Annotated in this window: 17 protein-coding genes and 2 tRNA genes; 6 read left to right on the forward strand and 13 right to left on the reverse strand. The window is 58.9% G+C overall.

Annotated elements, in window-relative coordinates; all coding sequences use genetic code 11:
• Positions 1–99: 99 nt before the first annotated feature.
• The 3 genes from BLU78_RS10890 to BLU78_RS10900 all read right to left on the reverse strand — a co-directional run bounded on the left by BLU78_RS10890 (position 100) and on the right by BLU78_RS10900 (position 1,704).
• Positions 100–1,317 carry a site-specific integrase gene (locus tag BLU78_RS10890; RefSeq protein ID WP_010264658.1) on the reverse strand — a complete coding sequence of 406 codons (1,218 nt, stop codon included), beginning with the start codon at positions 1,315–1,317 and terminating at the stop codon, positions 100–102.
• Positions 1,318–1,434: 117 nt separating this feature from the next.
• Positions 1,435–1,509: transfer RNA gene (locus BLU78_RS10895), tRNA-Val, on the reverse strand.
• 121 nt (positions 1,510–1,630) lie between these two features.
• Positions 1,631–1,704 (reverse strand) — tRNA-Asn (locus tag BLU78_RS10900).
• Positions 1,705–1,828: 124 nt separating this feature from the next.
• Here BLU78_RS10900 and BLU78_RS10905 point away from each other — a divergent pair.
• The 5 genes from BLU78_RS10905 (at position 1,829) to BLU78_RS10925 (ending at position 6,794) form a co-directional block, all read left to right on the forward strand.
• Entirely contained in the window at positions 1,829–2,908 is a 1,080-nt protein-coding gene (locus BLU78_RS10905) for a DUF1573 domain-containing protein (protein WP_010264661.1), read from the forward strand.
• Positions 2,909–2,932: 24 nt separating this feature from the next.
• Positions 2,933–3,817, forward strand: a complete 885-nt coding sequence (locus tag BLU78_RS10910) for a sulfide/dihydroorotate dehydrogenase-like FAD/NAD-binding protein (RefSeq protein WP_010264663.1) — start codon at positions 2,933–2,935, stop codon at positions 3,815–3,817.
• A 3-nt stretch (positions 3,818–3,820) separates the two neighbouring features.
• The gene (gltA, locus tag BLU78_RS10915; RefSeq protein WP_010264665.1) at positions 3,821–5,206 is read left to right on the forward strand and encodes an NADPH-dependent glutamate synthase; all 1,386 of its coding nucleotides are present in this window, start codon (positions 3,821–3,823) and stop codon (positions 5,204–5,206) included.
• Positions 5,207–5,218: 12 nt separating this feature from the next.
• Positions 5,219–5,788: a lipocalin-like domain-containing protein gene (locus BLU78_RS10920; protein ID WP_010264667.1), complete on the forward strand. Its 570-nt coding sequence runs from the start codon at positions 5,219–5,221 to the stop codon at positions 5,786–5,788.
• Positions 5,789–5,951: 163 nt separating this feature from the next.
• Positions 5,952–6,794, forward strand: coding sequence for a phosphodiester glycosidase family protein (locus tag BLU78_RS10925; RefSeq protein ID WP_010264669.1), 843 nt, complete (start codon positions 5,952–5,954; stop codon positions 6,792–6,794).
• 78 nt (positions 6,795–6,872) lie between these two features.
• On the opposite strand, the gene BLU78_RS10930 is transcribed toward BLU78_RS10925, so the two are convergent.
• The 10 genes from BLU78_RS10930 to BLU78_RS10975 form a co-directional block, all read right to left on the reverse strand.
• Positions 6,873–7,802 carry a sugar phosphate isomerase/epimerase family protein gene (locus BLU78_RS10930; RefSeq protein ID WP_143029393.1) on the reverse strand — a complete coding sequence of 310 codons (930 nt, stop codon included), beginning with the start codon at positions 7,800–7,802 and terminating at the stop codon, positions 6,873–6,875.
• A gap of 56 nt (positions 7,803–7,858) precedes the next feature.
• Entirely contained in the window at positions 7,859–9,622 is a 1,764-nt protein-coding gene (locus BLU78_RS10935) for a right-handed parallel beta-helix repeat-containing protein (RefSeq protein ID WP_010264673.1), read from the reverse strand.
• 12 nt (positions 9,623–9,634) lie between these two features.
• Positions 9,635–10,594, reverse strand: coding sequence for a phosphodiester glycosidase family protein (locus BLU78_RS10940; RefSeq protein WP_010264677.1), 960 nt, complete (start codon positions 10,592–10,594; stop codon positions 9,635–9,637).
• 26 nt (positions 10,595–10,620) lie between these two features.
• Positions 10,621–11,904, reverse strand: a complete 1,284-nt coding sequence (locus BLU78_RS10945; RefSeq protein ID WP_010264680.1) for a RagB/SusD family nutrient uptake outer membrane protein — start codon at positions 11,902–11,904, stop codon at positions 10,621–10,623.
• Between the two features lie 12 nt (positions 11,905–11,916).
• Positions 11,917–15,249, reverse strand: a complete 3,333-nt coding sequence (locus BLU78_RS10950; RefSeq protein ID WP_010264683.1) for a SusC/RagA family TonB-linked outer membrane protein — start codon at positions 15,247–15,249, stop codon at positions 11,917–11,919.
• Between the two features lie 75 nt (positions 15,250–15,324).
• Positions 15,325–16,347 carry a FecR family protein gene (locus BLU78_RS10955; protein ID WP_074712093.1) on the reverse strand — a complete coding sequence of 341 codons (1,023 nt, stop codon included), beginning with the start codon at positions 16,345–16,347 and terminating at the stop codon, positions 15,325–15,327.
• A 13-nt stretch (positions 16,348–16,360) separates the two neighbouring features.
• Positions 16,361–16,933, reverse strand: a complete 573-nt coding sequence (locus BLU78_RS10960; RefSeq protein WP_010264689.1) for an RNA polymerase sigma-70 factor — start codon at positions 16,931–16,933, stop codon at positions 16,361–16,363.
• Between the two features lie 5 nt (positions 16,934–16,938).
• Positions 16,939–18,600: a DUF4886 domain-containing protein gene (locus BLU78_RS10965; protein WP_010264691.1), complete on the reverse strand. Its 1,662-nt coding sequence runs from the start codon at positions 18,598–18,600 to the stop codon at positions 16,939–16,941.
• A 213-nt stretch (positions 18,601–18,813) separates the two neighbouring features.
• Complete coding sequence (locus tag BLU78_RS10970) at positions 18,814–19,857, reverse strand: glycosyltransferase family 9 protein (protein ID WP_026020788.1); 1,044 nt, start codon at positions 19,855–19,857, stop codon at positions 18,814–18,816.
• Positions 19,841–20,446 (reverse strand): DUF4254 domain-containing protein, encoded by a 606-nt coding sequence (locus tag BLU78_RS10975; protein WP_010264696.1) that lies wholly within the window; start codon positions 20,444–20,446, stop codon positions 19,841–19,843. Before BLU78_RS10975 ends, BLU78_RS10970 begins: the two co-directional genes overlap by 17 nt.
• A gap of 75 nt (positions 20,447–20,521) precedes the next feature.
• On the opposite strand from BLU78_RS10975, the gene BLU78_RS10980 reads away from it, so the two are divergent.
• The gene (locus BLU78_RS10980) at positions 20,522–21,526 is read left to right on the forward strand and encodes a glucosaminidase domain-containing protein (protein WP_010264699.1); all 1,005 of its coding nucleotides are present in this window, start codon (positions 20,522–20,524) and stop codon (positions 21,524–21,526) included.
• Positions 21,527–21,542: the final 16 nt, after the last annotated feature.

A 21,542-nucleotide genomic window follows, 5' to 3' on the forward strand; every position in this document is an offset into this window, starting at 1 on the left:
ATTATGGATATGCTGACACAGTATCTCGGTTAAGAATTACTTTGCACTTATAAGGTTTGTAGAGGTCAGGAGTCAATAGGCTCCCGACCTCTTTTACCTTTACAATAGATGTTGCATTGCCGCGTCTATTTGGCTGTTCTCGAAACTATCCAAATAGATTTGGGTGGTTGATAAATCGGAATGGCCGAGCGATTCGGAAATCAATGCCACGCTAACTCCCGACCTTTTCAACACGGTTGCAAACGTGTGCCTCGCTACATAGGTAGTCAGATGTTCGATGCCAACCCGCTGCCCGATTTTACGCAACCAGCGATTCGTGTTCGTCAGCACCTTATGCGTTCGGTCATATCTCTGCTGCTCCGTTCTATGCACACGACGGTCGAGTATCGGAAAAATATAATCTTCATCCGTCTGTCCTTGTTGCTGGTATTTGGCAATGATATTCCGCATTTCTTCCGTCAGCAAAAAATTGATAGGCTTGCCCGTTTTCTTCCGAACGTATTGCACCCGTCCGTCCCGTACATTTCCGTATTTCAGCAGGGCGATGTCTGCAAAGTTAATCCCTGCTCCGAAATAGCTGAACACGAAAATATCCCGTGCCAATCGTTCGGAGGGATAGCCTTGTGATAAGTCGAGTGCAATAACCTTGCGCACGTCCTCTTTCGTAATGGCCCGTTTCTTCGTCCGCGTATCGAATTTGCTGACTTTATAGGCATCGAACGGGTAATAATCCCGTTTCACCAACTGCAATTCTACCGCCTTGTTGAACACGCTACGCAACGTTCGAAAGAGTTGGCTAATGGTCGTATCACCGCAACCGCTCGTCCGTAACCAATTCTCGTAACGACGCAACCACACGGCGTCAATGTCGCTGAACGGGATTTGCAACCGCTGCCCCGTGAATTTCAGCAACGATGTACGGGAGTATTTGTAAACGCCTGCATTGCCGAGTTTACCACCGCGTTTCATGTCGTCAATCAGTTTATCGTACAATTCGACCACCGTAGCGCAACGGACTTGGTTATGAAAATGGGACACGAGCGTTTCCACCGTGTATTCACGTTGCTGGGAGGTCATTTCGACAATCAAATCGTTGTATTCCGCTGTTTTTGCGGCTATCAGCCGTTCGATTTGCTCCTTATTGGGACAATTTCGTTTGGGCTTGCCTTTCTCGAAATCCCAAAACTTTTCGTGCAGGGAAAGGCCCAGCGAAACGTATTTGCGTTTGCGGTCTTTCGTAACTCGGAGCATTAAAGGAAGCGTTCCGTCTTTGAGAGGTTTGTACTTGTAACAAATGACCTCGATGTTTGCTTTCATGCGTCATTTTGGTTGACACATTGGTTAACACAAACAGGCAAAAAACGTGTAAACCGACCACGGAGGCACATAAAAGAAAAACGACCTACATTGCTGCAAGTCGTTGATTTTCAGTTGTGGGAGCTGAGGGATTCGAACCCCCGACCCTCTGCTTGTAAGGCAGACGCTCTGAACCAACTGAGCTAAGCTCCCCTAAAAATGGCTTGGGACTGCAAAGGCAACCTTCCGATTACCCATTCCGGACCATCCTTTTACGGACAACCCCTTGCAGGCGTTTTCTTGAAAGAACCTTTACGCAACCCTCGCGCATCTGCGCCTGAACAAGGACTTGAACCTAGGACCCCATGATTAACAGTCATGTGCTCTAACCAACTGAGCTATTCAGGCAGTTGAAACGAGTTGTTCCATCGTTTCGGAGTGCAAATATAGGTCAAAAATTCATTCCTGCAAAATTATTGCACGAAATTTTCGCAAAAAAAGTATCTTTGCATGTCCCACAACAACTGAACCGATGTCAGCAAAACGAATCATACTCCTCATTATCGCGGCGTTCGCCGCTTTTTCCGCCTCCGCACAGGCCCGTCTGGTTTTCGAACCCGACACCTGGGATTTCGGCACCATCCGCGAGAGCGACGGCCGCGTCAGCCACACCTTCACGGGCGTCAACCGCGGCGACAAGCCGCTGGTGATCCTCGACGTGGTGACCTCCTGCGGCTGCACGGTGCCCGAATTCTCGCGCCAGCCCGTCACCCCGGGCGGCAAGACGCAGATCACCGTCACGTATGATCCCATGAACCGCCCCGGCACCTTCACCAAGGAGTTGTGGGTCTACTCCAACGAGCGGAAGAAAGTCGCCTCGATCACCGTACAGGGCAATGTCACGCCGCGCGAAAAGAGCCTCGAAGAACTTTACCCGGTCGACGCCGGCGGGGGCCTGCGGCTGTCCACGACCCTCAGCGCCTTCTCCTATATATATCAGGGCCGGCAGGTGCAGGGATCGATCGGCTATGCCAACGCCTCGGACCGCACGGTCCGGCTCTCGCTGCGCCCGCAGGACGAGAGCGGCCTGCTTCAGGTAGACGCTCCGCAGCGGATCGCACCGGGCCAGCGGGGCGAGATCAACCTCTCCTACCTCATCCCGGCCGGCACTCCCCGCTACGGCACCCTGCGCGATGCGCTGGAGGTCGCCGTCGACGGCCGCAGCAACGGCACGACGATCGTAGCGCACGGCATCGGCGTCGACGCGCGGCCTGCCGATGCGACACAAAAGAGCCCGAGGGCCGAATTCTCGGAAAATATCCTTAAATTTGGCCCGGTGAAGCACACGGGCCCGCGGCGGAAGCTGTCGTTCACGCTTTCGAACACGGGCGACGCACCGCTGATCGTCCGGGCCGTGGAGGGTGAAGGACACATCGCCACGACGCTCGCGCCGGGCCGGACGGTAGCCCCGGGGGATTCGTTCCGGGCCGAAGTGCTCCTCGACCCCGCGACGCAGGATTTCGGCGTGCTGACGGAGCACCTCATGGTGGTGACCAACGACCCCGTGCGTCCGATGCGGCGCCTGCGGATCACGGCGATCATCGAAGAGTGACACACAAACACTTAATACGACATAATGTACCCCATTCTTGAAAAACGAAGCCTCGCGGAAGGCATCTGGCTGATGAAGGTCCTCGCACCGCGCGTAGCGCGTTCGGCACAGCCCGGACAATTCGTCATCGTGCGCGTCGACGAACACGGCGAGCGCATTCCGCTCACGATCTCCGATTTCGACGCCGCGGAGGGCAGCGTGACGATCGTCACGCAGGCCATCGGCGCCTCGACGCGCAAGATATGCGCACTCGAACAGGGCGACGCCCTCGCCGACTTCGCAGGGCCGCTGGGCCACCCCTCGGAGTTCGTCAAAATCCCCGTCGAGGAACTTCGCAAACGGCACTACCTCTTCGTAGCGGGCGGAGTGGGCACGGCCCCGGTCTATCCGCAGGTCAAATGGCTCCGGGAACACGGGGTCTGCGCCGACGTCATCATCGGCGCGAAGACGCGCGACATGCTGATCTATACCGACGCCATGCGGGCCGTCGCCGAGAACCTCTACATCGCCACCGACGACGGTTCGGAGGGCTTCAAAGGACTGGTGACGCAAGTCATCGAGGAACTCGTCGAAAAACAGGGCCGGCACTACGACGAATGCGTGGCCATCGGACCGATGATCATGATGAAGTTCGTGGCCCTCACCACGAAGAAATACAGTCTGAAGACCACCGTGTCGCTCAACGCGCTGATGGTCGACGGTACGGGCATGTGCGGCGCCTGCCGCGTGACGGTCGGCGGACGGACGCGCTTCACGTGCGTCGACGGCCCGGAGTTCGACGCCCACGAGGTCGATTTCGACGAGGCGATGCGCCGTCAGGGTATGTACCGCACCCAAGAGCAGCGCGCCGCGGCCATCGAGGCCGAGCGCAAGGCGGGACACGAATGTAGGATCGGATTAGACAAGTAAACCATGGCAAACAAGATACCCCGCGTGCCGGTGCGCGAACAGGACCCGGCCATCCGTGCGACCAACTTCGAGGAGGTCTGCTACGGCTACAACCCCGAAGAGGCCGCGCTCGAAGCCTCGCGCTGCCTGCGCTGCAAGAATCCCCGCTGTGTCGGGGCGTGCCCGGTGGGAATCCGCATTCCCGACTTCATCGCCGCCGTGCACGAAGGACGGCTGCAGGAGGCCGCCGACATCATCTCCGAGGACAGTTCGCTGCCCTCGATCTGCGGCCGCGTCTGCCCGCAGGAGAGCCAGTGCGAAGGGGCGTGCATCCTCGGCATCAAGGGCGAACCGGTGGCCGTGGGCAAGCTCGAACGCTTCGTCGGCGACTGGAAACTCGAACACGGCGCCCCCGTACAGCCCGCCGCCGTGCGCAGCGGCCGCAAAGTCGCCGTCATCGGCAGCGGCCCGGCCGGACTGGCCTGCGCCAGCGACCTGGCGCGCATGGGTTATGACGTGAAGATTTTCGAGGCGCTGCACGAAGCGGGCGGCGTGCTGGTCTACGGCATTCCCGAGTTCCGTCTCCCGAAAGAGCGCATCGTGGCGCGCGAAATCGCCCAGGTCGAGCGGCTGGGCGTGGAGATCGAGACCGACGTGATCGTGGGCCGCACCGTGACGATCGACTCGCTGCTGGACGAGGAGGGTTACGACGCCGTTTTCATCGGCTCGGGAGCCGGACTGCCCCGCTTCATGGGCATCCCGGGCGAGAACCTCAACGGCGTGGTCTCAGCCAACGAATTCCTCACGCGGGCCAACCTGATGCACGCCTACGACAAGGAGTACGACACCCCGATCTACGTCGGACAGCGCGTGGTGGTCGTGGGCGGCGGCAACGTGGCGATGGACGCCGTACGCACGGCCAGGCGGCTGGGCGCGGAGGCGACGATCGTCTACCGCCGTTCGGAAAAGGAGCTCCCGGCGCGCGTTGAGGAGGTCCACCACGCCAAGGAAGAGGGCATCCGCTTCCGCATGCTGACCAACCCCACCGAAGTCCTCGGCGATGAAAAAGGCTGGGTGACGGGCCTGCGGTGCGTGGAGATGGAGCTGGGCGAACCCGACGAGAGCGGCCGCCGGTCACCGGTGGTGAAGGAGGGTTCGGAGTTCGAAATCGACTGCGACGTGGTCATCATGGCGCTGGGCACCTCGCCCAACCCGCTGCTGGCGGCCACGACCGAAGGGCTCGAAACCAACCGCCGGGGCTGCATCACGGCCGACGAGCACGGAGCCACCACCCGCAAGGGCGTCTTCGCCGGGGGCGACGCCGTAACGGGCGCCGCAACGGTAATCCTGGCCATGGGCGCCGGACGCACGGCGGCCCGGGCGATCGACGAATACATCAAAAACCGTTAACAATACAAGCAAATGAAAAGCATCAAACTCCTGACGACTGCCGTGGCCCTCTGCGGGCTGGCAGCCTGCGCCGACAACACCCCGAAGACCTTCGAGGGCATTATCGCCGACGCATCGATGAACACCGTCACCGTCAAAGCGCTGACCGCCGACGAGACCTACACTTTCTCGACGATGGACGCCGACAAGAGCGAGGCCGAGGGGCTGCTGCTGGGCGCCCCGGTCGTCGTGGACTACACGGGCAAACTGGAGGACGGCGCCGCCGCCACGAAGATCGCCGCCGACCCCACCTACGCCGAAGCCGTAGGCCAGTGGACGATGCCCGACCCGATCAACCCCGAAGGTGTGATGGGCGTCGAAATCCTGGTCGAAGGCGCAGCACGGTCGATCAACATGGCCACGCTGGTCTATTCGTCGTGGGAACTCCAGGGCGAGGCCGACAAAATCCTGCTCAAAGGAGAGAGCGTCGGCAACGGCCAGACCATCGATTTCACCGAAACGGGCGTGATCGCCAAGGACGCCGAGGGCAAATACACCCTGACGATCGAAGGCACCGGCACGGTCTACACCAAGGCCGAATAACCGCGGCCGATTGCATAACGAAAGCGCTTCCGAATGTTTTCGGAGGCGCTTTCGTTGCAACAGCAAAACGACAGTCGTTTTTTTGCGAAAATAGCCTGGCGAACACTTGCTAAATCCGTGCCAAATGCGTAAATTTGTGTGTACTAACACGTTTATACGAACTATGACCAAAACTGTACTCGGAGCCCTGCTGCTCCTTTGTTCGCTCGACGCCGCGGCCCAGACACCCCGAGACTCCATCGCATTCGCCACCGCCGAATGGCACACGACCGATCTGGGTGACGGCGCCCAATGCCGTTACGCACAGATCGACCTGTTCGGCTCGCGCCAAAGCATCTCCGTCGCCACCTATCCCGGCCGCAAATTCACAACCGAAATCATCCATCTCGACCGCCGGGCCGACGCCACGAGCAATCTGGGCAAAGCCGCCGGAGCCGACATCGCCGCCAACGGCAGTTATTTCAACGTGAAGACCTTCGAGCCCGTGACATTCGTACTGCTCGACAAAAAAATCGTGGGACGCACCACCCCCGAAGAAACATTCCGCACCAACGGCGTGATAGCTTTCAAGGACCGTAAAGGCCGCCGGATGGAGATTTTCCGCTGCGACACGACCGACTATCCCGATGTGGCGCGGCGTTACCGTTCGGCGCTGGCCGCAGGCCCGGTGCTCATCGAGAAGGGCAAAACGGTCGAATACACCTCCGGCAGCAGCTTCTACGCCCGCCGCCATCCCCGCACGCTGATCGGCAAACGCGCCGACGGAACGGTCGTGATGGCCGTAATCGACGGGCGGTTCAAAGGCCAGGGCGAAGGTACGACCATTGCCGAAACGGCCTATATCGCCCGGCAGCTGGGACTTGTCGAAGCACTGAACCTCGACGGCGGAGGCTCCTCGACGCTCTGGACCGCCCGCGAAGGCGTGCTCAACCATCCCTACGACAACCGCCGTTTCGACCACGAAGGCGAGCGCGGCGTGCCCAACTGCATCGTGGTCCGCAGGTAAACGCCGACGGCCCTGGAATTAAAAAACGCGGTCCGATGAAATTCATCGGACCGCGTTTTCCATAAAACAGCGCGTTTCCTACCGCACCGACCGCACGTACTGTTCGTACATCTTGTCGTAGCAGTCTTTCAGTTCCGAAAACTCCGCCTTCTTCACCTCGTACATGAAGACGCCCCGGTAACGGGCATCTTCGTACAACGCTTTCAGCACCGCGGCCCAGTCGTTGTCGCCCCGGCCCTGCCACGGGAGGTCGTGACACTCGTTGCGTCCGTCGCCGTCGCTGACGTGAATCGTCTTCACCCGGGTCCCCAGCGCACGGATCAGCAGTTCGGGATTGTCGATATGATTGGTATCCACGGCGGCATTCACTTCCCGGGGCAGCAGCGACATGATGTGCAGCACCTCTTCGACGGTCCGGCCCAGCGGACGTTCGTAGTTCTCGTCCCTGACCAGTTCATGCCCCAGCATGTTCTCGACAACCATTTCGGCGCCGATCCTCTTCACGTCCGGAAGCAGCTCCCCGGCCGAACGCACCAGGCAGGCGATCCGCTCGTCGCGCTCTCCGTGCCCGAGATACCAGCTCGGGTGGAACAGCACGATCCGCGGTGAGAGTATACGGCAGAAACGCAACAGGCGCCGGTGCAGTTCGACGCTTTTACGCCGGATCGCCTCGTCGGTCTGCGAAAGGTCGATCTCCTTTCCGAAAGGCATGTGCACCGACCAGATTTCGATACCGGCCCGTTTCAGATCACGCTTCAACTGCCGGCAACGGGCCTCGATCCGGCTCTCGTCGGTCATCTCCTTGTCCAGGAAAAGCTTCGACGCGCTGATTTCCACAGCGTCGATTCCTGCCTTCTTCGCCTCGGCGAACGTTTCGTAGGTCCAGTTCCCGACCGGACCGAAAATCCCCGACGAGGAACCGACCCTCAGCCGCGGCACAGGCTCTCCGGCAAATGCCGAAATCGCACAAAAGACTGCGAACAGCAGTCCGATTCCGTAATGTTTCATCACATAAAGATAAGAAAAAGCGTACCGGTTCGCACCGGTACGCTTCGAAAAATCCACTATTTCACAACGGCTCCCACGACCGTCCTGCCCTCGCGCGAGACGCCGGTCTGATCCACCGAGGAGATCGCCTCGCCGAATGCCGGATCGAGGCTTTCGCCCAGAATCCGAAGCTCCGACTGCGACATTCCGTACTGACGGGCCGGGTTTGCATCGCCCAGCAGCACGCAGCTCTTCGTCGCACCGCCGTTTTCACCCAGCGGACTGAGCATCGTGGCCGCATCGAACGCAGCGCCGGCAACAACGCCTCCCTCGGCATTGTAAACCGTATTGCCGATGATCGAGTTGGCAACCTTGTAGCTTGCGCCCTTGAACCAGGCGACATCGTCGGCCGCACCGTCCGTCGTGTTTCCGGAAATCAGCGTATTGTAGACCTCGACGGCGCCTCCGACAGCCGCCTGCTGCAATCCGGCTCCGCTTCCGGCCGTCACCGTGGCATTCCCGGCAATCGTACAGCTGACGATCACCGCCTTGCTCGGCTTGTCCGCTTTGCCGTAGACCGCGATACCCGCGCCCTTGCCGGCGTTGTTGCCGTAAACCGTCGAGTTGACGATCACCAGGTTGCCGTTCTCGCGGACGTAGATGCCGCCGCCGTTCCGGGTCGCATGCTCGGGGTTGACGCTGTTGCCCGAGATCGTCGAGTTGCTTATCAGCACATTGGTCTTGCCACCCGTATCGCCGAAGATGTAGATACAGGGAGCCACGCCCGATGCCTTGTTGTTGTTGAACGTACAGTTGTTGATCCGCAGCAGCGCGGTTCCGTCGGCCCACAAACCGCCGCAGTTGTACGTGACCGTCGACTTGGTCGCGTTGTCCGCCACCAGACAGTTGTCGAACAGCGCCTCGGCTCCCGCATCGACGCGGATCGCGCCCATTCGGATGTCCGTATTGTCGACGATCTTGCAGTTCAGCACATCCACCCGCGAATTGCCGATGAAAATGCCCGCGCCGTAGCTCTGGTAGAATTTCACGCCGTTGATCGCCGTGCTCGCCACCGTTCCGAACTGCGACGAACCGTTCTTGATCGTGAAACCGTCGAGCGTGGCCTTCATACCGGTTGTCTTAACCGCCGTGACGGCTACGACATGGCATACGGCCTTGTTACCGTCCAGAATCGTCTCGTTCGCTTCGGGATCGGCCACCGCACCCGTGGTCGCATCGGCCGGGTAGCCGCCGATCATCGCAAAGTTGCTGTGGATTTCGAACGTGTTGTCCAGCGCGGTCTTCATACCCGTCAACGGAACCGAAGGCACGTAGGAACCTGCGGCCACGTGGATAACGTCACCGTTCATCGCCAGGTCGATCGCATTGGCCAGCGTCGTGGCAGTCTCCCACGTAAGACCGTCCTTGTCGGCCGCACCGTCGGCCTTGACGTAATAGTTCGTCGCAAGGTCCGAAGCGCTTGCAGCGGCCTGCTTTACGGGCAGCGTGGTGTTCTCGCCCTTGATGACATAGGCCGAAATCGTCGCCGAACGCTCTTCGAGCGTGCGGTTGGCCGACACCGTCACCGTAATCTTGGCGTCGCCCGGTCCGTAGAAAGGATCGAACGAAACCCAGTCCTTATCGCATTCGATGCGCCACGGCAGGTTGGAATTGATCGTAAGTTCGTAATCTTTCGTGCCCTTCTCGGCCGTGATCCCCGATTCTTCGAACGTCAGCACGGGAGTCTGCGGAGTGAAGGCCGTATCGTCGCTGGTATCCTGACAAGCGCCGAAACCCGCGCACACAAGCGTCAGGAGCAGGTATTGGAATATCGTTTTCATCTGTTCCGTCGTTTATTGTTCAACAATCGCCAATCCGGTCGCCACGTCGCGCATGACGCCGCCTTTGTCGGTCGGCCAGTTCAGCAGTTTCAGTTCGCCCGATCCCGCGTCTTTGGCAATGAAGGTCGAAGAGCCTCCGCCGTCGAGGTTGAGGGCATCGCCCGCACCGCAGGCAGACATGAGATTCATCAGGTCGTACAGATCCGCACCGTTCGAATAGTAGAAGTTGCGGCCGTCCACGACCATCAGGTAAACCGTCTTGCCGTCCTGCGACACGCCGATTGCGGTTCGCGGCTCCATCGTCGCGGCAGGCATCGTGCTGGAACTCTGGTCCAGCTGCACGCCGTTCCTAAGCAGCAGCGTACTGCGGCCGCAGACCGCTTCGCGGATCTTCCCGTCAGCTTTGAACTGTGCATACTCTTCGGTCGTGAGACAGAAAGCCTCGTTATCCGTCGAGATGACGAAGACATTGCAGTCCTCACGGCTAAAAGAACTCTTCACGCACACGCCGTCGCGCCAGCAGACACCGTAGGGAATGAAAGTCGTCGTATTGAAAAAATCGGCATTGGTTCCGCCCAGCACCTTCCTGCCGTTTTTCCGCATGGCTTCGAGCTGTTTCATGATCGTCTGACCGGTCCCCACAGCGTCCTTGTCGTCGGCAAGCGTCGTGCGCAGAGTAATCCGGTCGCTCAGTTCGATTTTGAACAGGAACATCTGTATGGCCAGTCCGTCGTCGGCCAAAAAAGCCATCTCCAACACATCCACGCCGTCGGCCAGGGTATAGGCCGAATCGCTCTTCACGTGGCCCACATAACCGTTCGACCCCTCGACGATGCTCTGCCCCCAGGCAGTCTGCGCCTTGGTGCTGTATGCGGCATATTCATCGAAGGCATTCGAGTTGTCGCACGCCGCGAACAGCCATGCGCACAACAGCAGCCCAATCATATACTTATAGTTTTTCATCGTTTTCATGGTTTTAAGCATTTTGGACAAATCCGCTAATAACCCGGGTTATTCGGTTTGAGATTCGGATTGTAAAGCAGCTCCCGGCTCGGAAGCGGCATCAGGCATTGATAGTCCTTCGTGCCGAGCGTCTGTGTAGCCCTTCCGGTGCGCACCAGGTCGTACCAGCGGAAACCTTCGGCCAGAAACTCCAAACGACGCTCGTCGAGCACCGCCGTCAGGAATTCGGCTTCGTTGGCCGGGCTCACCTTTCCGAGGCCGCGCTTCTCACGCAGCTCGTTGAGCCGGTCGAGACCGCCGTTCAACCCCTGCGCCTCGGCGCTTATCAGGTACATCTCGGCCAAACGCGAAATGACCACGGGATCCGATCCGGTCTGCCCGCTGGGGTACTTGTTGATGAAATTCAGGTTGTCGAGCGTGGTGATCGATATCTCCTTGCGCAGGTCGTTGTCGGCGTACATCGTCATCACCTCGCCCGCAGGACGGTAGTTGTAGCTGCCCTTGTTGGGGTGGTTGTAGGAGTAGAACTGGTTGGAAATCTTGATCGACGAACCGTCCTCGGTCAGACACGAAAAAGCGAAGATCACCTCCGTGTTGGCCTTGCCGCGGAATATCTTGTCGAAGCTGTCCAACGCGAAACGCGAATTTCCGATCAGACTTTCGGCAAGCTCCTTCGCCTCCCCTTTCTTGCCCAGATAGAGTTTCACACGGGCTTTGAGCGCCGTGACGGCCTGCGGAGAAACATAATAATAGCTGTCGGCGGTCAGTCCGTTCAGGTAGCCGGCGGCCGCATCGAGGTCCTCCTCGACCAACGCCCAGGCGTCCGCGGCCGGATCGCGCGAAACCTTGGCCTGCGTATTCTGACGCAGCACGGGCACATCGCCGAAACGGGTTACCAGGCACAGATAGATGTAAGCCCGGAAATAGCGGCACTCGCCCAGCACGCGGTTTTTCAAAGGGCTGTCGGCCAGTCCTTCGGCAATCGACATGACGTTGTTCACTTGCAGGAGCGCCTTGTAATAACCGTTCCACTGGCTGCTGACGAACGTGTGCAGCGCGTTGGAGAGCGAGTTTATCAGATCGATCGGCCGGCCGGTGCTGGTCATCAGCTCGCCGCCGAAAAGGTCGAAAGCGATATAGGAATAGTAGGTGGGACCCTCCTGCACCTTGTTGTACATACCCATGCGCAGCGCATCGATATCGTCGGGGCCGACCACTGTCGGAGATACCGCCGAATGCGGTTCAATGTCGAGCATACTGCCGCAGGCTCCCGTCAGGAGCAACAGGGCGAGCATGATTGTTTTATGCAGCGATTTCATGTTTCCGGAGATTTAAAAAGTGATGTTAACACCCAGTTTGAAGATGCGCGGCTGAGGCACGCCGTCGTTGTCCTCGCCGTAAAAACGCGGATCGAGGTTCACACTCGTCTCGGGGTCCCAGCCGGGATAACGCGAGCAGAGAAAGAGGTTGTCGCCCTGCAAATAGAGCCGAAGCCCTTTCAGGTGAATCTTCGAAATCATCCGCTGCGGGAACGTGTAGCCCAGCGTCATCGAGCGCAGGCGGATGAACGAACCGTCTTTGAGCAGCCCCGTCGAGTTTTTGGCATTCCATCCGCTGTACGAATAGACGGCACGCGGATACTCGTTCGTCGTCCCGGGACCCGTCCAGCGATTGTCGGCGAACTCTTTCAGCAGCGCCCGGGTGTAACCCGGCTTGCTGGCGTGCCCCATCCACGACGCGAAAACGTCGTTGCCATAGCTGTACGTAAAGAACACGCTCAGCTCCAGCCCCTTGTACTTGAAGGAGTTGTTCCAGCCGCCCGAGAACTTGGGATTGGGATTGCCCGTCACGATACGGTCGTCGTCGGTGATGTTTCCGTCGCCGTTGCGGTCCCAGTATTTGACGTCGCCGGCGCGCACGCCCTTGTCGTAGATCGTCTGCGGAACCTCGCCGTCATACTGATAAATGCCGTCCTTGCGGAAAATGTACCACGATCCGACCGTCCGGCCGATCTTCAGCGCACGGTTCGCACCGATGGACAGCATGTCGTCCTCGAGCAGCGCGGTCAGCTTGTTGACATTACGCGCGATGTTGAGTGACGAGTTCCACTGCACCTTGCCCAGGTTGAAGTGGGTGTTGATCGTGAACTCGATACCCTTGTTGCGCATCGAACCGATGTTGCTCAGGATCGAGGTCTCGCCGGTGGTGGCATGCACGGGTTTCGAATAGAGCAGGTTGTTCGTGTTTTTCAGGTAAACGTCGGCGATCATGTTGATCTTGCCGCCCAGGAAACTCAGGTCAAATCCGGCGTTATACTGGTCGGCGGTCTCCCACGTCAGGCGGTCGTTGCCGCTCGACGAGATGGCGATACCGCTCTGACCGCCGTAATTGGCGCCGCCGCTAATGAGGGCCTGCCAGCCGTAGTTGCTGATTCCGTCCTGATTACCCGTGCGTCCATAGCTGGCACGGATCTTCAGGTCGGTCTTCTCGGCATTCCAGAACGACTCGTTCGAAACGTTCCAGCCCACCGAAACCGACGGGAACCATCCCCAGCGGCAATCGGGGGCGAAGCGCGACGAGCCGTCGGTACGGATCGTCGCATTGAGTACATAGCGGTCCTTGTAGGCGAAGCTCACACGGGCGAAATAGGACTCGATGGCATACTCCGACAATCCGGCGCTCGCACCGACGATGTTCGCGGCGACGCTCGCCACATCGAACGCCGGCGAGGGATAGTTCTGCGCGTCGATGTACGACGTGCGGGACTTGGTTTTCAGAAACGAGTGGCCCACCATGGCGCCCAGCTCGAAATCCTCGCCGATCTTCCGGTCGTAGTTGGCGTAAAGGTCCGCCGTGTTGGTCATCACGAACCGGTTGCGGTCCAGAATACGGCCGTTGTCGGCGGCGTAGGGATGGTTCTGGTTGTAATAGACATAGTCGTAGGTATAGGCCGAATCGTTGTTGTACGAAGCCCTGATCTTCAACCCCTTGACAATTTGCGCCTCGGCCCAGAACGAACCGATGAAACGGTAGTTGTCCGTATAGGAAACCTCCTCCGAGAGAATCTGCACGGCATTGTGCAGCAGCAGTTCGTCGGTTCCGCCCGTGTAATAGTCGCCGTTGGGTTTGTAGGGACGGTCGAAGGGACGCTGCTGCACGGCGCGGCCGATGATCGTCGAACCGAGGTCTGCGCCCGGAATACGGTTGTTGTGCAGGTAGTTGCCGCTGACGTTGGCACCCACTTTCAGCCATTTGAACATTTCATGGCTGATATTCGATTTGAGGTTGACCTTCGAAATGTCGTTGGTCTTGATGACGCCTTCCTGATAATTGTAGCTGCCCGAGAGATAGTATTTGGTCTTCGCGTTGCCGCCCGAGAACGACACGTCGAAATAATGCGACTGGCCGAGGCGGGTGATCAGGTCGAGCCAATCGGTATCGGGCAGATTCCCGTAGGGATTCTGTATATGCCTGACATACCCCGAACTGTTGACCGTGAACCCGTTCTGGAAATTGTAGTTGTCGATGCCCTCGTTGAACACCTCGACGTACTGCTTCGAACCGACATACTCGCGGCGTCCCGGATTGGCGAACTGCGTGATGCTGAATCCGTAGTTGACCTTGACCTCCGACTTGCCCTCGCGGCCCTGCTTGGTGGTGATCAGCACGACGCCGTTGGTGGCGCGCGAACCGTAGATGGCGGCCGACGCGGCATCCTTCAACACCTCGATCGACTCGATGTCGGTCAGGTTGAGCATCGCCAGCGAACTCATGCTCTCGCCGAACGAATAGAGCGAAGCGGAGTTGTTGGACAGCGGAATGCCGTCGATCACATAGAGCGGTTCGTTGCTCGCGCTGAGCGACGAGGAACCGCGGATGCTCATCTTCTCGGCCGAACCGAGGTTACCCGAACTCGTCGAAATCGACACGCCGGCGATGCGGCCTTGGAGCAGTTCCGAGGGCGACATCACGCTGCGCATATTCTCCTCGTTGGGTTTGAACTGACTGATCGCGTTGGTGACCAGGCTGCGGCGCTGCGTACCGTAACCGACGACGACCACCTCGTCGAGAGCCATGTCGTCGTTTTCGAGGCGGATTTCATAGAAGCGGGCCGGATCGTCCACCTGCACTTCGCGGGTTTTCAGACCGAGGTAAGAAACGATCAGACGGACATTCGTGCGCGCCCCGATCCGAACGGAGAACGAACCGTCGAGATCGGTCGTGGTTCCGATCGTCGTACCGTCGACGATCACCGTCGCACCGGTGATCGCAGCCCCGGCGTTGTCGCGGACCACACCCTTCACGACCGCATTGGCCGAAGCGCGGGCCGCAGGGTCCTCTTTCGCGGGAGCGGACATGATGGCGATCATCTTGCCCTCGACGCTGCTGGCGACACGCTGTCCGACGAACATTTTCTCGACCACGGCGCCGATCTCCTCGTCCTTGACGTTCAGGGTGATCGTCTTGTTCAAATCGGCATTTTTCGTCTTGATGACGAACGAGTAGCCGTAATCCTTTTGCAGGCGTTCAATCGCCGCTTTGATCGTCGCATTGCGGACCGACAGGCTCACTTTCTGAGCCTGGGCCGCCTGAGCCTGAAACATGAAGCACAGGACTGCGGCAAGCGTGATTAAACTTTTGACGGAAGGTAAAAGTTTATTCATTACACAAAGATTTGAAGTTTAGAAAAAGATTCATTAAAGGTTTCTCCATTGGTTTTTATACACTACATGATATGGTTATTTTAGGGGTGGCGACAGATAATAGACCTCGGCTTCGCGGCGCACCGAGAACAGACGGTCCTTGTTAAGCGCTTCGAAGATTTCGTCCAGCGATTCGTTATTCACGAACGAGGCGTAATAGGTTTCCCCGCGCAGAGCCTTGTCGGTGATGATGATGTCGACGGCGAAATGGCGGCGCAGATCGGCCACGATGTCGCCGAGGGTCTGCTCCACGAAGAAGAAATTGTCGTTGTCGATCCAGTTCGCATAGGAATCGGGATCGAAATTCAGGAAATCGATGTGATTGTCGGTCTTGTTGAAACGGAGAATATCTCCGGCCGTGAGGATGAGTTTCCCGTTCATCTTCGACGCCTTGATGTCCACCGACACCTTTCCGCGAACGAGACTCACCTCCGACTTGACATCCTCCTGGTAAGATTTGAGGTTGAACTGCGTGCCGAGAACTTTCACCTCCAACCGGTCGGCCGAAACGATGAACGGACGGTCCTCATCATGCTTCACGTCGGCGAACATCTCGCCCGAAAGATAGACCTGACGGATCGCCCGGTTGAATTCTTTGGGATAGATCAGTTTCGTACCGGCATTGAGCCACACATGCGTGCTGTCGGGCAGCACGATCTCGCGCCGTTCGCCCATTCCGGCGTAAACCTCCACCCACTGCCGCGGAGTGTTGGCCTCATGCCTGTAATGAAAGGCCAGGGCGACGGCCGCGATGACGGCCGCATATTCGACTATTCGGAGCGGCCACCTCCGCCACCGGGCCCTATTTTTGCGGGGGGGGGAATTCAGAGCGGGACAGACGGATATGATCGAATCCAGCCTGCGGCGTATGCGCTCCTTCCCTTCCGGATCGTATTCGATCTCAACGGCATCCAGCAGATCGCTGAACAACTGGTCCAGCGCCGGATCGTTCAGTCTTTCCCGCAACCACATGCGTATCTGCTGTGCCTGTTCCGCGGTACACGCGTCCTGCATGTAGGCGAGCAGTTGTTCGCGCGATAAGTTTTTCTTGGTATCCATCGGTATCGGGTTTTCAGGAGAACATCACAAAAAAGAGCAACACTACGGAAATCGTCTTCCGGATTTGTTTAATCGCCAGGTCTATATGCTTTTCGACCGTCCGGACCGACAGATTCAGGGCATGGGCGATCTCGGCGTTGGTCATGTTGCGGTCGTAACGCATGGCGAATATTTCGCGCCGTTTGTCCGGCATCGAGCGCATCGCCGAGTCGATGAATCCGACCCTTTCGCGGACATCGACGTAGTCGTAGATGTCGGTATCGCTGTCGGCGACATTGAGCAGCGCATCGTTGATGTCGCTGCGCAGCAGATTGTAGCGCAGACGCATGTAATCGAACAGCTCGTTGCGCACAGCCACCAGCAGGTAGTTGCGCACCGAGAGTTTCGAGTTGATCCGCTCCTTGCGCATCCACATTTTGACGAAGACGTTCTGGATGATATCCTCCGCCACGCAGGAGTCTTTGACGATATGCTTGGCGAACGTATGCAGCAAGTCGTAGTAGCGGTCGAAAAGCACCCCGAACGCCGCCTTGTCGCCGTTCTGCATCATCACGACGAGTTCCGAATCCCGTAAACAATGCTGCATCTCCGTCAGAATTTGCTCATGTCGGTAACCGCATACGGCTCCCGGCAGGCTTCCAACGCCGCCCGGATCGCCACCGGCGCGTTGGCGTCGGTAACCGGCGTCGAATAACCGGTCGTCGAAGTGCTGGAATTCGAGTAACGGTAACCGTTCCCTTCGACGCTGATTCCTGTGCAAGGCGTCAGGAGCGTCCGGAACACGGTCGCAGCGGCGGCATAGCGGCTGATTCCGTAATCCATATGGTAGAGGTCGCGCGTAAGGTCCATGCCGTTGTCCTTGTTCAGCGACGAAGTCCGCAAGTTCTGCAACGAGGTTCCCGAGGGAATCACGACATCAATGCACGTCTGCGCGGTGATTTTCTGCACCTGCCCAACGATCGCCCCGAACATCGCCTGCTGATCGGGGAAATACCTCGGATAATGGTCGTGGGCACTCCCGTACGCCTGGGCCATGATATAACCGATCGTAGGACGGTTGAGAGGCTGCGCCTGCTGGATGTAATCGCAGAGTCCGCTGATCGCGCCCCGCTCGGTCTCGTCCCATTCCCACGCACAGTACGTACCCGTATGCTCCTGCAACGTTACGATGTCCCACGTATCCGACTCGACGATACTTTTGAGCGAACGGTTCAGCGTGCCGTCGTTCGACCATTTCGTCGCGCCCGGCTCGCAATAATAATAGGTGCAGATATCCGGAGCCCCGTAATTCTCGAAAAATTCGGGCAGCTTGTAACCGCCGTGGTAGGCCCGCACCATGCGTACATGGGTAATCCCGGCACTGGCGAGCATTCCCGGCAGGTGCTCCGTGGCATCGACCGTAAAGCTATTTCCGATAAAGAGTATTTTCAGGGGATTCTTTCCGGCGGGAAGCGGCGGATTGAACGTTCCGTCCAGCTCGCTGCCGATCCGGATGACTTCGCCGTCCGCGAAAAAGAAACAAAGGTATTTTCCCGTGTGAAGCACGCAGCGCAGCGCAACTGCGCCTCCCGCGGGAACAGCGACGCCCGTATCGGCTCCGTCCAGGGCGATCTTCCCTCCGGCATCCGTAACCGCCGGCGACGATCCGCCGCGCAGGGCATCCTCGTCGGCCTTGACCGGCGTCGCAGCGCCGTCCGCCGTCCAGTAACCGCCATTGCCGACAGCAAAGACCGGAATCGAACCCTTCACCACACCGCGCGTCGCAGCGTCTTTGAACCCGAATTTCAGCATGCCCCCGTCGGTCGTCGTCACCGACTCCGCGTAATTACAAGCGGCGACACGCGCTTTCAGGTAACTTTTCATCTCCTCGGTCGAATCAAACAGATCGGTCCGGTCTTCCTCGCTCACCTTCTGCGAAACGGGAATCACGGCCGGCTCCGCACCGCCGTAAGCGATCGTCAGCGACGACGTGCGCCGCCCGGCCTGCGAATTCGCCTGCGCGGTGATCCCGACCTTCGCCGACCCCGTTCCCTCCGACGGAACAGCGCTCAGCCACTCCGCATCACACGTGATTTTCCAATGCGTTCCGGTCGTGACGGAGAGCTGCAATACGGACTTCCCCGCATCGAAATTGAGCGAGGAGGGAGCTGCGTAAAATCGGATGTCAGGATTTTCGCCGCCCTCATCGGACGAGCAGCCCGCCACCGCCGCAAATACAGCAAGAATCAGGATACGAAAGAGAAATTTCTTCATGAGTTCATTAGGTTAGTTATAGTAAGTACGAACGACCCGACCGCTCTACGTAATCCGAACGCTCGATTTCCCAAAAATGAAATACGCAATCCGAGGAGCGAAGAAAATAAAGTTCAAAACAGGAACCGGGACTGAAAAGCAGTCCCGGTTCCTGTTTGTCGCTCTCCGGAGAATCATCTCCGGACACTCTTTTCAATTCAGCTCACTTATCCGTCACCGGGACAGATCCGATCCGCCGGTTAGCATTTTTTCCACCCGACGGACGATCATCGCGGGGGTCACGGCTTTCAGGCAGCGGTAGTCGCCGTAACGGCAGGGCTTGCTGCCGAAGACCGAACAGGGGCGGCACGCCATGTCGGCCTGCAGAATCCCCTGCGGATCGCACCCGTAACCCAGGAATCCCAGTCCGGGGTGCGTCGCTCCCCACACCGACACCACGGGCGTCGCCATGAGCGCCGCGAGGTGCATGACCAGCGAATCCATCGACACCACGCAGTCGAGGTTGGCGATCAGGTCCATCTCCCCGTCGAGGCGGACTTTGCCGAAGAGCGCCGTGACGTTGGGATACATGCGCTCCATCTCCTCGGCGAACTGCTGCTCGCCGCCTCCGCCTCCGTGAATGAAGACCCGGTCGTAACGCTCCGCCAGCAGCCGCACCGTCTCGCGGCTCTGCTCCCCGGGATAGGTCTTGCCCTGCTGTGCCGAGAAAGGCGCGAATCCCACCCAGACGCCCTCCTTGGGGCCGAACGGATTGGGACGCTCCTGCCGGCGGGCCGGTTCCGGATCGTCGAACACGAACCCCAGCCGGCGAAACGTGTCGCAGTAGCGCAGCACGGTATGGCGCAGCGGCTCCATGCCGCGGCTCCCGCAGCGGATGAACTGCCGCTTCTCCGCGCGGCCCTTGTGAATGAATGTCACGGGAATGCCGTGGAGACTCATCGAGAGACGGAAGGCCCGGGAGCGCAGCACGTCGTGCACGTCGGCCACGGCATCCACGCCCAGCCGCCGGGCTTCGGCGGCCAGCCGCCACATGCCCCGCAGGGAGTGGTGAGCGCCTTTGAGGTCGACATCGAGAAAATCCACGCCCAGCCCCTCGAAGAACGGTTTGAACATCGGCCGCGTCGCCACCGTGACCCGCAGGCCGGGATAGGCGGACATCAGCGCACGGAGCGCATGCGGCAGCATCGCCACATCGCCCATCGCAGAAGTCCGCAACACCAACAGATGACGCGGGAGTTCCTTATTTTTTCTGCCCATAGAGCACCGGATTCAACGCCGGGTCGTTGTACATCTTCATCTGCTTGTAAGTCTTCATGTACTTGCGGCCCGCTTCGATGTCCTCGATCAGCTCCTCGATAGCCCGCGAGAGGTCTACCTGCTGCGAGAGCAGCACGTCGAGCTTTTTCCGGCAAGCCGCCCGGTGTTCGTCGTCGACGTCCGTGCGCTCCGCCTCGCGCGCCATGTGGTAGATTTTCAGGGCGAGGATCGACAGCCGGTCGATGGCCCACGCCGGGGTTTCGGTGTTCAGCCGGGCGTCGGGAGCCGGCACGATCTCCTTATATTTATCCAGCAGGTAGGAATCCACATACTCCACCATATCCGTGCGGTCCTGATTCGACTTGTCGATGCGGCGCTTGATGCAAAGCGCCTCCGCCGGGTCGATCGCCGGGTCGCGGATGATGTCCTCCAGATGCCACTGCACGGTGTCGATCCAGTTCTTATGATAAAGCAGGTGGTCGATCGTTCCCGGGGTGTAGGGATTGTCGATCGGATGGTCGACATCGTCCCAGCGGTGATATTCTTCGATAGACCGGTTGAAAATACGATTCGCGTTTTCGGTAAACATAGCTTGCGGTTTATTCGATTATTGTTATTTTCATCGGAAAATTATACCTTTGTCGGTAACTGTTAAACAAAGATAATGACTTTTTCCAAAAAAGCAATATCCCTCGCGGGAATCCTCCTCTGCTGCGCGGTGCAGCTCGGGGCGCAGGTGCGCCAGACACGCGAAGAATATGTCAACCGCTATATGTCGATCGCCGTGGCCCACATGGAGCGCTACGGCATCCCGGCGAGCATCACCATGGCGCAGGGCATCCTCGAATCCGACTGCGGCAACAGCCTGCTGTCGATGCGGTCGAACAACCATTTCGGCATCAAATGCAAGCGCAACTGGACCGGCGAGAAAGTCTACCACGACGACGACGCCAAGGGCGAATGCTTCCGCTCGTACCCCTCGGTCGAAGCCTCCTATGAGGATCACGCCGAGTTTCTCGACTCGCAGCCGCGCTACGACTCGCTCTTCGCCTATCCGTCCGACGACTACAAGAGCTGGGCACGGGGTTTGAAGGCCGCGGGATACGCCACGGCTCCCGATTACGCGCAGCGTCTCGTGCGGATCATCGAGGAGAACCAGCTCTTCCTGCTGGACCGTCCCGACGGCATGCACCTCTACGCCACGCGCTACGGACTTCCGCGCGACCCCGAGGAGTGGTTCGCAGAGCAGAGCAGCGTGGAACGCACGGCCGAAGCCGGAACGGCCATCGACCCGGACAACTACCGCGTGACGATCAACGCCCATGCAGGCTACAACGTCTATGCCACCAACGGCGTGCACTACGTCACGGCCAAGGAGAACGACACGTTCGAGAACATCGGCGAAAAATTCCGCATCTCGGCACGCAACCTGCGGAAATTCAACGACCTGAAAGACAAGAAGGCGCAGCCCGTGCCGGGCGAGGTGGTCTACATCGAGCGCAAGAAGAAGCGCTGGACGGGCAACTCCCGGCACCACATCTCACGCCAGGGCGAAACGGCCTACTCCGTCGGCCAGTCCTACGCCATCCGCACGCGGTCGATCGAAAAACTCAACAAGCTCAGGCCCGGCGAGGAGCTGGAGCAGGGACGCCAGATACGGATCAAATAAAAACCGACATACAGAC

The organism is Alistipes timonensis JC136, assembly GCF_900107675.1.
GTDB lineage: Bacteria > Bacteroidota > Bacteroidia > Bacteroidales > Rikenellaceae > Alistipes > Alistipes timonensis.

Coding starts and splice junctions, on each gene's coding strand:
- BLU78_RS10890 (WP_010264658.1), bottom strand. CDS start 1,317: ATGAAAGCAAACATCGAGGTCATTTGTTACAAGTACAAACCTCTCAAA.
- BLU78_RS10905 (WP_010264661.1), top strand. CDS start 1,829: ATGTCAGCAAAACGAATCATACTCCTCATTATCGCGGCGTTCGCCGCT.
- BLU78_RS10910 (WP_010264663.1), top strand. CDS start 2,933: ATGTACCCCATTCTTGAAAAACGAAGCCTCGCGGAAGGCATCTGGCTG.
- gltA (WP_010264665.1), top strand. CDS start 3,821: ATGGCAAACAAGATACCCCGCGTGCCGGTGCGCGAACAGGACCCGGCC.
- BLU78_RS10920 (WP_010264667.1), top strand. CDS start 5,219: ATGAAAAGCATCAAACTCCTGACGACTGCCGTGGCCCTCTGCGGGCTG.
- BLU78_RS10925 (WP_010264669.1), top strand. CDS start 5,952: ATGACCAAAACTGTACTCGGAGCCCTGCTGCTCCTTTGTTCGCTCGAC.
- BLU78_RS10930 (WP_143029393.1), bottom strand. CDS start 7,802: ATGAAACATTACGGAATCGGACTGCTGTTCGCAGTCTTTTGTGCGATT.
- BLU78_RS10935 (WP_010264673.1), bottom strand. CDS start 9,622: ATGAAAACGATATTCCAATACCTGCTCCTGACGCTTGTGTGCGCGGGT.
- BLU78_RS10940 (WP_010264677.1), bottom strand. CDS start 10,594: ATGAAAACGATGAAAAACTATAAGTATATGATTGGGCTGCTGTTGTGC.
- BLU78_RS10945 (WP_010264680.1), bottom strand. CDS start 11,904: ATGAAATCGCTGCATAAAACAATCATGCTCGCCCTGTTGCTCCTGACG.
- BLU78_RS10950 (WP_010264683.1), bottom strand. CDS start 15,249: ATGAATAAACTTTTACCTTCCGTCAAAAGTTTAATCACGCTTGCCGCA.
- BLU78_RS10955 (WP_074712093.1), bottom strand. CDS start 16,347: ATGGATACCAAGAAAAACTTATCGCGCGAACAACTGCTCGCCTACATG.
- BLU78_RS10960 (WP_010264689.1), bottom strand. CDS start 16,933: ATGCAGCATTGTTTACGGGATTCGGAACTCGTCGTGATGATGCAGAAC.
- BLU78_RS10965 (WP_010264691.1), bottom strand. CDS start 18,600: ATGAAGAAATTTCTCTTTCGTATCCTGATTCTTGCTGTATTTGCGGCG.
- BLU78_RS10970 (WP_026020788.1), bottom strand. CDS start 19,857: ATGGGCAGAAAAAATAAGGAACTCCCGCGTCATCTGTTGGTGTTGCGG.
- BLU78_RS10975 (WP_010264696.1), bottom strand. CDS start 20,446: ATGTTTACCGAAAACGCGAATCGTATTTTCAACCGGTCTATCGAAGAA.
- BLU78_RS10980 (WP_010264699.1), top strand. CDS start 20,522: ATGACTTTTTCCAAAAAAGCAATATCCCTCGCGGGAATCCTCCTCTGC.